Source organism: Bacillus sp. Au-Bac7, from assembly GCF_021341655.1.
Classification (GTDB): domain Bacteria; phylum Bacillota; class Bacilli; order Bacillales; family Cytobacillaceae; genus Niallia.
On sequence record NZ_JAJTTG010000004.1, the window covers coordinates 213,401 to 224,677 of the forward strand.

General features: G+C 41.0%; 12 protein-coding genes and 1 riboswitch. Of the genes, 11 read left to right on the forward strand and 1 reads right to left on the reverse strand.

Annotated features, from left to right (window positions below; translation table 11 throughout):
• Positions 1-52: 52 nt before the first annotated feature.
• From LXM54_RS16660 to LXM54_RS16670, 3 genes are read left to right on the forward strand one after another with little or no spacing between them, the layout of a single operon-like run.
• Positions 53-712, forward strand: coding sequence for a 5-bromo-4-chloroindolyl phosphate hydrolysis family protein (locus tag LXM54_RS16660; RefSeq protein ID WP_233316360.1), 660 nt, complete (start codon positions 53-55; stop codon positions 710-712).
• Positions 709-1,788 (forward strand): toxic anion resistance protein, encoded by a 1,080-nt coding sequence (locus LXM54_RS16665; RefSeq protein ID WP_233316361.1) that lies wholly within the window; start codon positions 709-711, stop codon positions 1,786-1,788. Before LXM54_RS16660 ends, LXM54_RS16665 begins: the two co-directional genes overlap by 4 nt.
• An 18-nt stretch (positions 1,789-1,806) precedes the next feature.
• Positions 1,807-2,286: a GNAT family N-acetyltransferase gene (locus LXM54_RS16670; protein ID WP_233316362.1), complete on the forward strand. Its 480-nt coding sequence runs from the start codon at positions 1,807-1,809 to the stop codon at positions 2,284-2,286.
• Positions 2,287-2,327: 41 nt separating this feature from the next.
• On the opposite strand, the gene LXM54_RS16675 is transcribed toward LXM54_RS16670, so the two are convergent.
• The gene (locus LXM54_RS16675; RefSeq protein ID WP_233316363.1) at positions 2,328-2,849 is read right to left on the reverse strand and encodes a QueT transporter family protein; all 522 of its coding nucleotides are present in this window, start codon (positions 2,847-2,849) and stop codon (positions 2,328-2,330) included.
• Positions 2,850-2,856: 7 nt separating this feature from the next.
• Positions 2,857-2,901: riboswitch (PreQ1 riboswitch) on the reverse strand.
• Positions 2,902-3,079: 178 nt separating this feature from the next.
• Here LXM54_RS16675 and LXM54_RS16680 point away from each other — a divergent pair.
• From LXM54_RS16680 to LXM54_RS16715, 8 genes are all read left to right on the forward strand, one after another.
• On the forward strand, positions 3,080-3,907 hold the full coding sequence (locus LXM54_RS16680; RefSeq protein ID WP_311315912.1) for an SAM hydrolase/SAM-dependent halogenase family protein: 828 nt from the start codon (positions 3,080-3,082) through the stop codon (positions 3,905-3,907).
• A gap of 136 nt (positions 3,908-4,043) precedes the next feature.
• The gene (locus LXM54_RS16685) at positions 4,044-5,297 is read left to right on the forward strand and encodes a M20/M25/M40 family metallo-hydrolase (RefSeq protein WP_233316364.1); all 1,254 of its coding nucleotides are present in this window, start codon (positions 4,044-4,046) and stop codon (positions 5,295-5,297) included.
• 217 nt (positions 5,298-5,514) lie between these two features.
• Complete coding sequence (locus LXM54_RS16690) at positions 5,515-6,516, forward strand: efflux RND transporter periplasmic adaptor subunit (protein WP_233316365.1); 1,002 nt, start codon at positions 5,515-5,517, stop codon at positions 6,514-6,516.
• A complete protein-coding gene (locus tag LXM54_RS16695) occupies positions 6,516-7,217 on the forward strand; it encodes an ABC transporter ATP-binding protein (protein ID WP_245399834.1) in 702 nt (233 codons plus the stop codon). Before LXM54_RS16690 ends, LXM54_RS16695 begins: the two co-directional genes overlap by 1 nt.
• Positions 7,214-8,392 (forward strand): ABC transporter permease, encoded by a 1,179-nt coding sequence (locus LXM54_RS16700; protein ID WP_233316366.1) that lies wholly within the window; start codon positions 7,214-7,216, stop codon positions 8,390-8,392. Before LXM54_RS16695 ends, LXM54_RS16700 begins: the two co-directional genes overlap by 4 nt.
• A gap of 116 nt (positions 8,393-8,508) precedes the next feature.
• Positions 8,509-9,198, forward strand: coding sequence for a response regulator transcription factor (locus tag LXM54_RS16705; protein WP_233316367.1), 690 nt, complete (start codon positions 8,509-8,511; stop codon positions 9,196-9,198).
• Positions 9,137-10,672, forward strand: coding sequence for a sensor histidine kinase (locus LXM54_RS16710; protein WP_233316368.1), 1,536 nt, complete (start codon positions 9,137-9,139; stop codon positions 10,670-10,672). Before LXM54_RS16705 ends, LXM54_RS16710 begins: the two co-directional genes overlap by 62 nt.
• 44 nt (positions 10,673-10,716) lie before the next feature.
• Positions 10,717-11,241 (forward strand): acyl-CoA thioesterase, encoded by a 525-nt coding sequence (locus LXM54_RS16715; protein WP_233316369.1) that lies wholly within the window; start codon positions 10,717-10,719, stop codon positions 11,239-11,241.
• Positions 11,242-11,277: the final 36 nt, after the last annotated feature.

The following is an 11,277-nucleotide window of genomic DNA, read 5'->3' on the forward strand; positions in this document are numbered from 1 at the left end:
TTTCACATAGTTCGTATAAAAATAAAAGACGTAAAGTCAGGAGTCGATCAAATTGAACTCATTTTTGCTTTTTCTCATCCGAACGGGTGTTGCGCTGCCAACAGGGATATTGACTTGGTTTGTTAGCATGTTTGCATTCAATCAAGGTTTCTTCCTATCAGTCATATATGCGGTGGGACTCGGGACTGCTGCTTATTTCCTAGCCGATGGAATCAGCTCCCACAGATTTTTAAAGAAGCATGCTTTGACAAGAAAAGAGTATAAGTTTATTCAAAAACAGCTTAAAGAAGCAAACAGCAAGATATCGAGGCTTAATCGGGCGATGTTACAAATCCGCCATTTGCCGTCTATAAAGAAGAGAATTGATTTTATCAGGGTGACGAAAAAAATCTACCGTTTGACAAAACAGGAGCCGAAAAGATTCTACAAGGCGGAAAAGTTCTATTATTCCCATTTGGATTCTGCTGTAGAAATAGCGGAAAAATACGCTTTGCTTTCTGCCCAGCCAAAGAAAAATTATGATTTGCAGGAAACGCTGACTGAAACGAGAATTACTTTAGAGAAGCTGTCATTCACACTGGAGGAGGATCTTCATGAGATTCTTGCAGATGACATCGATGACTTGCATTTCGAGATGGATGTAGTTCGTCATACTTTGGACAGCAAAAAATTAGATAATAAGCCAATTGATGAAAGCAGGAGGTTAAAATGACCGAAAGGGATGAAATTCAATTAAACGAGAGCTTGCAGAATAGTCCTGCAGAAAAGGCGAATTCACATCGCCTTTTTCCTGTTTTATCTGAACAAGAGCAGCTTGAAGCGAAAGCGCTTGCCGATAGCCTCGATTGGTCCAGTCATCATGCCCTGATAAATTTCGGACATGATGCGCAAAAACGGCTCCTTACTTTTTCACAGACGATGATTGACCATGTCCAAAGAAAGGATGTAGGAGAAGTAAGCAGTATTATGAAGGATTTAATGGTGCGGCTTGATGACATCAATCCTGATGAATTATCGGTTAAAAAGAAGGGGCTGTTTTCTCGTCTTTTCGGCAGAGCAAAGTCTTCTGTGCAGGAGATACTGTCTCAATATCAAAAAACAAGTGCTCAGATTGACAGGATTAGCGTAAGGCTTACAAGAAGCAAAAATTTGCTTATCTCAGATATTCATTTGCTGGAGCAGCTTTATGAAAGCAACAAAAAGTATTTCCATGATCTAAATATACTGATTGCAGCTGCAGAAACAAAGCTTGCAGAGGTAAAGGAGCAAATAATCCCAGACAAGAGAAAGCTTGCATTAGAGCTTCAGGACGAAATGAAAATGCAGGAGGCAGAGGATATGGAGGACTTTGCTGAAAGATTGGAGAAACGCATCTACGATTTAAAAATCAGCAGACAAATTACCATCCAGACAGCACCTCAAATCAGACTGATTCAGCAAACAAACCAGACCGTTGTGGAGAAAATCCAGTCTTCCATTATGACAGCAATTCCCCTGTGGAGAAATCAACTGTCCATTGCATTAACATTATTGAGGCAAAAGCATGCAATGGAAACAGAAAGCAGTCTCCGCAACACCACAGGTAATATTATTGAAAAAAACACAGAAATGATCCGTATGAATGCAAGCGGCAGTCAGGGGCAAATCCTAGAGATTGCTGAACTGAAAGAAACTCAGCAAAAGCTTTTGTCTGCAATTGAAGAAACAATCGCCATCCAGGTAGACGGCAGCCAAACAAGACAGCAGGCGGAACACGAATTAAAAACGGTCATTCAGCTCGATAAATAGCAGGCAGGAGTGGTAAAGATGGAAGCAAAGCTTAAGATCGTTCCATGCACTGATGCGAATCGGAGACTTTTAAAAAATTACCGCTTGAAAAAGGGGCAGGAGCAGTGGACGGCCATGCCTCTTGCTGCAATGGAACAATGTGACACAGATAAAGATAGATATCCGTTTCTGCTGCTATGGGATTTGCAGCTTGCAGGTTTTTTCGTTCTGCATAAAGGGAAAGGTGTGATGGAATACCACAGCAATAAGAACGCCATATTGCTGCGCGCCTATTCGATTGAAGCAAGTTACCAAGGTAGAGGATTTGCTGGAAGCATGCTAAAGCAACTTCCTGAGTTCATAAAGGGCTCGTTTCCTTCTGCAGATGAACTGATTCTTGCCGTTAACGAGGACAATGAGGCTGCACAGCATGTTTATGAGAAGGCAGGCTTTGCAGACAGAGGACTGCGTGCTGCCGGAAGTGCCGGCCACCAGCTGGTTTTACACAAGAACATATAAAAAAAATCACCCTAAAATCTTTAAGGTGATTTTGTTATATTTTAATCTCTTGATGGAGAATAAGTTCTTTTCGTTCCATTTATCAAGGAAGCAAAATCAACTCGCTTATTGATAACGTAGATGATCGGAATCCCGACTGCAAGGACGACAAATTCGCCGACTGCTGTTGTAAGCCATGTTGCCCAGAATGGAAAGTCCAATGCTAAATGCAATTCAAAGGCAATAATAAACATCGTGAAGGTAAACACGATAGTATTAATAATCATACGCTTAACAATGTTTTTTACATAGCGACCAACTACTATGGTAATAAGCAAACTGATAATAGACTGGCCAACACCAAATATAAGGTCATAAGGAACCATTGGCGAAAAGAATAAATTAGCTAGAAATACTCCAGCAACTATTCCGTAAATGTATTTCTTATTGAAGACAACAAGATGATTAAACATTTCGGATAAGCGAAACTGGACATTCGTAAAGCCGAATGGAGCAATTGCAACAGTGACAGAAATGTACAATGCTGCAATCACACCGTTTACTGCAAGTGTTTTTGTATTCATTTTTTTCTCTCCCTTAGTTTTTTTACGTGGGATGGTTACGAACCACGATATGAAAATATTATAAAACCAAACAATAATCCTACATTAAAAGGGTATGTGAGTCAATATAATTTTATCCTAATATAATTAATAGCCCTACGCACTGTGGTGTGCATAATATGTTTTCTCTTCACACATATAATAAATATTAGCCAATTGTAAAATGCAGCTTTGAGAGGAATGGTGATTTAGTGAAAGCATTAGTATTGCAATCTGACTTTGGTTTAAGTGACGGAGCCGTTTCAGCTATGTATGGAGTGGCCAATTCCGTTCAACCTGATTTGCGCATTTTTGACCTGACGCATGATATTCCGCCTTTTAATATATGGGAGGCTTCTTATCGCCTTCTACAAACTGTGTCTTACTGGCCGAAAGGAACTGTATTTGTTTCTGTAGTAGATCCAGGTGTTGGATCAGACAGAAAGAGTATCGTTGTAAAAACTTTAGAAGGCCATTACATAATCACGCCTGACAATGGCACGATTACACATATGCTTCATGCAATAGAAGAAGTTCGCGTGCTTGATGAAACAAAGAATCGCCTTCCAAACAGCGGTGAGTCATACACTTTTCATGGCAGAGATATTTATGCCTATACAGGTGCGAGACTTGCTTCAGGACAAATAAGCTACCAAGATATCGGACACTCCACAGAAAAGGAAGCAGTTGTAACATTGCCTGTTGTAAAAGCGGTACTGGCTAATAATGAGCTTAATGGCATTATTGAAATACATGATAATCGGTTCGGAAATATATGGACGAATATCCCGGCGTCTATGGTAAAACAAAGCGGAGTAAAATATGGAGATACATTAACTGTCACAATCAATTATAATAAGGAAGAAATCTTCAAGGATAAAGTTCTTTTTGGTCATTCTTTTGCTGACGCTGCTATTGGCGAACCTATTGCCTACTTGAATTCTCTTCATTATTTCAGTCTCGCTATTAACCAGAAGTCGATGGCAAACAGATATAATTTAGGAACAGGCAATGAGTGGAGAATACTAGTAGAGAAATAAATGAGATAACCAGACGCGTTTATAGCGGTCTGGTTTTTTTGTTTTTATAAAAGAAAGATAGTATTTATAGAAAATTTAGAATATAATAAAAATATTCTATTTTGTAAAACGAAATAAATGAAAGAAGGGGTAATTTTTGAGAGAACAAGTTGCTGCTGTGAAAACGAAAGGTGTATTTGATCAATTGCTGGAACATTCCCTTGTGCAAAAAGGGCTGGAGTATTTGCTAAAGGATGCAGATGCAACGCTGGAGGAGCAGATTGAGCTCACAAAAATACCGGCGCCTTCTTTTATGGAAGCGGAAAGAGGCAGAGTTTATAAGGCGAAGCTGGAGCTTCTTGGTCTTGACGATATTCAGGAAGACAGACACGGCAATGTGTTTGGAATTCGCCCTGGCACTGGTAAAGGTCCAAGAATTTTCGTATGTGCTCACTTGGATACTGTTTTTCCGAATGGGACAGATATAGTTGTCAGAAGAGAGAATGGCAAGGTGTTTGCTCCGGGAATTTCTGATGATGGCCGCGGGCTTGCAGCTGTACTAACACTGGTGCGAGCATTTAATGAGACAAACATTCAGACAGAAGGCGATATTATTTTTGGAGCAACAGTGGGAGAGGAAGGACTCGGCGACTTGAGAGGAGTAAAGGGCTTGTTTGCGGACAGGACGGATATAGACGGCTTTATTTCCATCGAGCCTGGACATCCGGAGCGCATTACCTATCTCGGGACAGGAAGCCATCGTTTCCACATTACTTATAAAGGATCAGGAGGCCACAGCTTTGGCGACTTTGGTATCCCAAGCCCGATTCATGCACTCGGCAGAGCAATCAGTAAGATCGGTGATATAAAAACGCCTGACGAACCGAAAACAACCTTTAATGTCGGTACTATAACAGGCGGCACTTCAGTAAATACAATTGCCGAAGAAGCCAGCATGATGCTTGATATGCGTTCTAATTCTGCAGAAGAGCTTATTCGTCTCGAAGAGCAGGTCATGGATATTCTCCACAACTCGGCAGAAGAGGAGAACAATCGCTGGAACAGTGAAAAGACAGCGATTGAAGTGACAATTAAGCAGGTAGGTGACAGACCGGCAGGCGCACAAAGCCCAGAAGGAGAAATTGTGCAGACAACGATTGCAGCAGCAGCTTCTCTCGGCTTGAACCCTGTGCTGTCACAAGCCTTCAGCACAGATTCCAATGTACCGATCAGCCTTGGCATTCCTGCTGTGACATTAGGTGGCGGTGGCAGTAACAGCGGCGGTTTTCACACTTTAGAGGAGTATTTCGATCCAACAGATGCCCATATCGGACCGCAAAATATCTTTTTGACGATATTAGGACTAGTAGGAATGAGAGATGTAACAGCACCATTACTATCAAAGAAATAATAGATAAAGCAGAGAACTAAGTTTCTCTGCTTTTTTTGTGTGTAAAAAGCCGTTCCTAAAAATTTTTTGGGAAACTTTTAAAAAATATTTCCCTCGACTTATTCCTGACACATTTCTTTTATATTCTATTACTTGTAAGAGGCACAAGCCTATTGGAACTAAGAAAAAATGCAAGTTAAGCATATAAAATATAACAAGAAAGAGGATGAGAAGAAGGATGAAGAAAAGCATAAAGAAATGGATCGTTAGCGGAGTTATTGTTGTAGTAATTGGTGGAGGTTTTGGTTCCTACTTTTATTTCACAAAAAATGATACGCAGCAAGTAGCTGCACAGGCAACGACACAAACCGCTGCTGCAGAAGTTGGAGATGTAGAAATTAATGTGAGCGGAACTGGCAGCATAGCAGCTATTAATACAGAGGCAGTAACCTCTGTCGGCAATGCAACAGTCGATGAGGTGAATGTAGCAGTTGGAGATGAAGTCGAAGAAGGAGATGAACTTGTTACATTTGAAGATGATACGCTTGACCCGATTACAGCTTCTTTCTCTGGTGAAATTACGGCGCTTAATGTAGAAGAAGGCGACAGTGTTTCAATGGGAACAGAAGTATTGACAGAAACAGACTATGATAATTTAGAAATGGTTGTAAATGTGGACGAGCTTGATATTTCTAAAGTTGAGAAAGGACAAGAAGCTACGATTACAGTAAGTGCTTTAGAAGACAAAGAATTTACAGGTGAAGTAACGAATGTTGCAAAAGAGGCAACTTCATCTGAAGGTTCTAGTGTGGCAAAATACGAGGTAACAGTAAAAGTTAAAAAACCTTCTGGATTATTAGTTGGGATGACAGCAGAAGCAACTATCACAACGGACAGTAAAACAGATGTAGTAACAGTTCCAGTCGAAGCAGTACAAAAAGAAGATGATGAATATTATGTTCTAATCCCGTCTGGATCTTCAACAACTGAGGAAGGTTCAACAGCAACAGCAACAACAAAGCAGACTGTAGAAGTAGGTTTGGAAAATGAAGATGTTGCTGAAATTACAAGTGGATTAGAAGAAGGAACTACAGTTGTTCTGCCAACATTTGAATCAAGCAGTGACAGCAGCAGCCAGCAGGGCATGCCAGGCGGAGGGCAAATGCCATCAGGCGGACAAATGCCAAGCGGAGGGCAAATGCCATCAGGCGGCTTCGGCGGCGGAGGTGCTAACCAGTAATGATTGAAGAAAATAGAATTGTAGAAATTAAGAACTTAAATAAGCAATATACACTTGGCGGAGAAACGGTCAAGGCACTGGATAATGTGAGCTTCTCTATTAATAAGGGCGACTTTATTGCCATCATCGGTCCATCAGGGTCAGGCAAATCGACCTTGATGAATATGATCGGCTGTCTGGATACACCAGATTCTGGCGAATACTTCCTTGATGGGCAAAATGTCTTTCAATTAAAAAGCAAACAGTTAGCAGATGTAAGAAATCATAAGATTGGCTTTATCTTTCAGTCATTCAATCTGTTGACGAAGCAATCGGCATTTGAAAATGTAGAACTGCCGTTAATTTACAGAGGAATGAACAGCAAGGAACGAAAAGAAGTTGCTTTGACTGCTTTAAAAAAGGTAGGATTGCTGGAACGTGCTGGCCATAGGCCGACTGAATTGTCAGGTGGCCAGCAGCAGCGTGTGGCGATTGCCCGCGCTCTTGCCGGCAACCCGCCGATCCTGCTTGCGGACGAACCTACAGGGGCGTTGGACAGTAAGACAGGAGTAGAAGTGATGAAGCTAATCAAGGATTTGAACAAGCAAGGACATACAATTATATTAATCACCCATGATCTTGAAATAGCGAAGCAGGCTAAGAGAGTCATCCGTATTCAAGATGGAAGACTCAGGGAGGAAAAGGAGGTAGGAGTTTCTTGAAATTAGGGCAAGCAATAAAAATATCATTTAAGAATATAACCATGAACAAGCTTAGAGCCGTTCTGACGATGCTTGGAATAATTATCGGAGTTGCTGCTGTAATTGCCTTGACCTCTTTAGGAATGGGTGCTTCCCAATCGGTTTCAGAAGAGGTTTCCAGTCTTGGCAGCACAACTGTTTCCGTATCACTGTCTGGCAATTCAAGCGATGAGGAAGTCGTCACATATGATGAACTCATGTCCTTTGAAGATTTGTCGGAGGTAGAAGCAGTAGCACCGACGGTTTCTACTAGCAGTACATTGAAAAACGGTACAACATCAAGCGAAGGTGTTACTGTAACAGGGATTAACAATTCCTACGAAGATGTAAATGACATTACGGTCCGCTCTGGGCGCAGCATTATGGATATTGATTTGGATAACCGTAATAAGGTCGTCGTGTTAGGCGCCAATGTTGCTACAGAACTGTTTGGTTTTTCAAATGCTGTTGACCAGACTATTAAAATAGATGGCACAACTTTTAAAGTAATTGGTGTGCTAGAGGAGCAAGGTGAAGAACTGTCAGGCTCTGTTGATGATCAAGTATTGATTCCTTTAACAACAGCACAGCGCTTTATCGGGCAAACATATGTAACATCAGCTACAGTTAAAATGACATCTGAGGATACTGTTGAAATTGGAATGGCAAAAATGGAGCAGGATTTATACAACCAATTCGGCGGTGACGAAACATCCTATTCTGTCCGCAATCAATCTTCTGTATCTGATGCCCTTGATTCTGTCAGCAATACAATGACATATCTGCTTGCAGGTATCGCAAGTATTTCCTTAATTGTCGGAGGAATTGGCATCATGAACATTATGCTTGTATCTGTTACAGAAAGAACAAGGGAAATCGGGATAAGAAAAGCAATTGGAGCGAAGAAAAAAGATATCATGTTACAGTTCTTAATTGAAGCGGTTGTTTTAAGTGCATTTGGCGGAATACTCGGTGCCTTGATTGGACTTGGAAGTGCTGAGGTGCTGTCAAGCATGCTTGATATGACAATGCAGATCACTTGGTGGATTGTCGGAGGTTCGGTAACCTTCTCTATCTTAATAGGGATAATATTCGGCATCTTCCCTGCTAACAAAGCATCAAACTTAAGCCCGTTAGAGGCCTTGAGGTATCAGTAATATTTAGGGTCAGGCTTTTGCTAGTATAGTAAAAGCCTGACCCTCTTTTCATAGGTGATAGTTTTTTATCCCTTTATTCTTGTATAATGAGTAAAAAACAAAAGGACTAATTAGAGATGAAGCATATATTAATTGTTGAAGATGAATTGGCAATAAGCATGGTGCTTGGAGCTTACCTTGAGAAGGAAGGTTTTGCGGTGAGCTATGCATACAATGGACAAGAGGCGTTAGATAAAATAGAAGAAACAGTGCCGGCATTGGTTCTTCTTGATGTTATGATGCCCCATATGGATGGCTGGGAAGTGCTTGGCCATATCCGCAAAAAAAGTGCATGTCCTGTCATTATGCTTACTGCACTTTCCGATACAGATCAAAAGCTGAAAGGCTTTGACACAGGAGCGGACGATTATATAACGAAGCCATTTGTAGCGGAAGAGGTAATAGCAAGGGTGCATGCTGTTTTGCGCCGCTCCCCGCAATATCAGGCAGAGGAAGATGTCACTTATTATGGAAACTTGAAAATAAATAATCTATCACACCAAGTGTTTTTAAATGGAATTGAAGTTCCGTTTACACCGAGAGATTTGTCTGTACTGCTCTTTTTGGCTGGCAACCCAAACCAGACTTTCACAAGAGATCAGCTGCTGGACCACGTATGGGGCAGTGATTATGATGGCAGTGACAGGGCGGTGGATTTAGCGATTAAAAGAATTAGGAAATTATTGAATGGATGGGATGCAGGATATGGGGAAATTAAAACATTACGCGGACTCGGCTATCAATTCTATATTCAAGAAAAAAAATAAAGAAAAAACACCCCTTCTATATTATTGGACAAAACGATATTTATTTACATTAATAGTCGGACTTGTCATCATCGGAGTAGTTTCCATTCTCTGGATCCGCCATAATGCCTTGGCGAACAGGCTTGAATTGACGAAGTTCGTTGCCCAAGAAATAGCAGGAAGAGCAGGCGATGAAGATTTGGAAAATATCTGGGACGTCAGGTTTCCATTTATGCAGGACAGGCAGGATTCGCAAAGCATCTATCAGCCAATGAGCATTTATATTAAGGCTGAATCAGGTGAGGTAAATCTCCTTTCTCCTATGCAGGACATGGAGCCGAACAGCCCTAAGTCAGAAATGAAGGAGCCTGCTCCAAATAATACGGATCAAGCATCTGCGATTGAAGATTTGGATATGGTGGAAGATTTAACTGTGGAGACAATCACCTTAAGCGATAACAGAAAGGCATCTGTTATAATTGCCCCTATCTTGAAAGACGATAAGTTGGCGGGAAACGTGTATATTATCCAGCCCCATGATCAGCTCCGCATTAATACAGAGGAATATCAATTACTTGGTCTTCTTCTGACAGGTCTTGCCATCCTTGGGTGGCTTGTAATCTACTCTTTGTCAAAGAAGCTGGCAAAGCCTGTGGAGGAAGTCGCAAATGCGGCACAAAACTTAATGAATGGCAATTATGATATTCGACTCAACGAAGATGTTCAGGAAAAGGAGCTGCATCAGCTCGTATTATCTTTTAATGAAATGACGAAGAGGCTGCAAACATTAGAGGGACTGCGGACACAGCTTCTCGCAGGTGTGACGCATGAGCTGAAAACACCAATTACTTCTATTAGCGCCCTCGTTCAAGCTGTGAATGATAATATTATTACAGATGACAGAAAAAAAGAGTTTTTAGCGATGAGCTTAAAGGAAGCGAAACGGCTGCAGAGCATGGTGGAGGATCTCCTTGATTTTAACAGCTTTAGTGCAGGATCTATTAGAGTCCATTTCGAGAAGACAAATATTCAAGCAGCTGTTAAAGAAATTATCTATCAGTGGGAAATTGTCCATGCAGATGCGTTAAAAGATGTGAAGGTAACCTATACTAGTATGGAAAAGCAAGTGTTCGCCAATATCGACAGTGTCCGCTTGCAGCAAATCGTGGTCAATCTGCTTAATAACAGCCTTCATGCCATTAAAGGCAAGGCTGATGCAGAACTGTCAGTCAGCCTTAAATATGACAATGACAACGTCTTAATTACGGTCGAGGATAATGGATATGGTATTCCTGTTGAGGAGCAGCATTTTATTTTTGAGCGCTTCTACAGGGGAAAAAACAAGAAGGACGTAGAGCGTGGACTTGGATTAGGATTGCCATACAGCCTGCTTTTGGCAAAAGCGCTTGGAGGGCTTTTATCTTTACAAAAATCCAATGGTTCTACTACAATGTTTTTATTGAAATTGCCATTATGGAAAGAAGAAAGCAACTAAAATATTTATCTTCCCGTCATGAAAGGCATCAAAAGGAGTGCAGCATGTTGAATATGCCCAAAGAGAAATTTTGCAAAGATTCATTAGTAGTAAAGACAAGCAGAATCTTTCCGATTGATACAAATAATCATAATTCTTTATTTGGCGGAAAGCTGATGAGCTATATTGACGATGTAGCATCAATTAGTGCTTCAAGACATTCTAGAAGCAATGTCGTTACAGCTTCCACCGATTCCGTTGATTTTTTAATTCCGATAAGGCCGACTGATTCGGTTTGCCTTGAGTCTTATGTCACACATACAGGCAAATCCTCAATGGAGGTATTTGTGAAAGTGGTGGCAGAAAATTTAAAAACAGGTGAACGCAAGCTTGCCGCAACGTCATTTTTGACATTTGTAGCTCTTGATGAGGAAGGAAAGCCAACAAGGATTCCACAGGTAGTTCCTCAATCTGAGGAAGAGCATATGCTTTTTAATACAGCAGAACAGCGGGTTAGAGTAAGAAAAGACAGAAGAGAGCACAGCAAAGCATTTGCGAAAGTGGTTAAAACAGATGCTCCGTGGATTTAAATGAAAAACAGAAGGCGAAATAAGCCTTCTGTTTTT

What these genes read in the sequence shown, in the direction of transcription:
- LXM54_RS16665 (WP_233316361.1), top strand. Translation starts at nt 709, where the DNA reads ATGACCGAAAGGGATGAAATTCAATTAAACGAGAGCTTGCAGAATAGT.
- LXM54_RS16670 (WP_233316362.1), top strand. Translation starts at nt 1,807, where the DNA reads ATGGAAGCAAAGCTTAAGATCGTTCCATGCACTGATGCGAATCGGAGA.
- LXM54_RS16675 (WP_233316363.1), bottom strand. Translation starts at nt 2,849, where the DNA reads ATGAATACAAAAACACTTGCAGTAAACGGTGTGATTGCAGCATTGTAC.
- LXM54_RS16690 (WP_233316365.1), top strand. Translation starts at nt 5,515, where the DNA reads ATGAAGAAAAGCATAAAGAAATGGATCGTTAGCGGAGTTATTGTTGTA.
- LXM54_RS16695 (WP_245399834.1), top strand. Translation starts at nt 6,516, where the DNA reads ATGATTGAAGAAAATAGAATTGTAGAAATTAAGAACTTAAATAAGCAA.
- LXM54_RS16705 (WP_233316367.1), top strand. Translation starts at nt 8,509, where the DNA reads ATGAAGCATATATTAATTGTTGAAGATGAATTGGCAATAAGCATGGTG.
- LXM54_RS16710 (WP_233316368.1), top strand. Translation starts at nt 9,137, where the DNA reads ATGGGGAAATTAAAACATTACGCGGACTCGGCTATCAATTCTATATTC.
- LXM54_RS16715 (WP_233316369.1), top strand. Translation starts at nt 10,717, where the DNA reads ATGTTGAATATGCCCAAAGAGAAATTTTGCAAAGATTCATTAGTAGTA.